The following is a 1,056-nucleotide window of genomic DNA, read 5'->3' on the forward strand; positions in this document are numbered from 1 at the left end:
TACTCCGATTTTTTCTGAAGCTGGAAATCACTGAATTGAGCAAAGATGGGCGCGTGCAATTTACTGAAGAATATCGCCGGCAATTGTTTGAGAGCCAAACCAAGGCTCGTTTGCAGTATATGAATTCAAAGGACGCGCGCGATGAATTGCGAGATGCGATAAAGGAGTTAAAAAAATAATTATGAGCGATCAACCATTACTAATCACAAAAGTTGGTCTTAGTAAACTTTTCCTTTGGATGGAAGCTGAACGATTAGAGAGCTATCCTGAGGCTTTTTCTAAACTTGAGTATGGTAGGGTTTATACAAAGAAGACATTAGCCACCGATGCAATCGGACTAATCGCAGCAGAAACCGGAAAATTTGTGCGGGGTGATTTTCTAAGCAACTTATATGGATTAGAAGTAGCCACTGACGATAAAATCCTGATTCGAGGAATAAATGCCTTACGTCAAGTATCTACGGGACAATATTCACCTTCGTTACAAGCGATTGAAATTGGACAGGCATATGCGCAAAAGGATAAAACTGCTTGGCTGCATGGTTTAACGAAATTGGTCGCGTGCTATGAGATTCGCACTAGATTACTACTTTATTTATTGGGTAAAGCAGGGGGAATACTGACTTTTCCGGGTGGTGATTTCTTTGGATCGCGTTCCAGCCATGCTGCCCTTAGCGGCTTCGGGGTTGATATCCCATTATTTGCTGACAATTCAAAACAATTCAACCAATTGCTTCAAGAATATCGTTGGATTGCCCTCGGTTGCTGGTGGGAAAATGAAATAAACTCTCGTAACATGCAACTAGACCATGACTTTCGGTTTGAGGGCTTAAGAGAGAGTAATCCACCGACCAATTGGTTAAATACTCGCCTAAAGAATAGCTTATTTTTAATGAAGTATCTGGGGATCTTAAAAAATCAAGCTGGTGGATGGGAGGTTGATCCAGTTCAAGCCACTACAGTTTTTGGTGAGGATATCGCCCAAGATTTTGTTGAGGTTGAGTTTGACCGTTCACCATTACAACATCTGCAAGAATGGCAGGCTAACTTAAAGGA

1 protein-coding gene is annotated in these 1,056 nt (G+C 41.5%); it reads left to right on the forward strand.

The features are described from left to right. Positions 1-181: 181 nt before the first annotated feature. Positions 182-1,056 (forward strand): hypothetical protein (locus NC238_06690; GenBank protein MCM1565625.1); only part of this gene is annotated, 875 nt, incomplete at its 3' end.

The sequence above is a fragment of the Dehalobacter sp. genome, from assembly GCA_023667845.1.
Lineage (GTDB): Bacteria > Bacillota > Desulfitobacteriia > Desulfitobacteriales > Syntrophobotulaceae > Dehalobacter.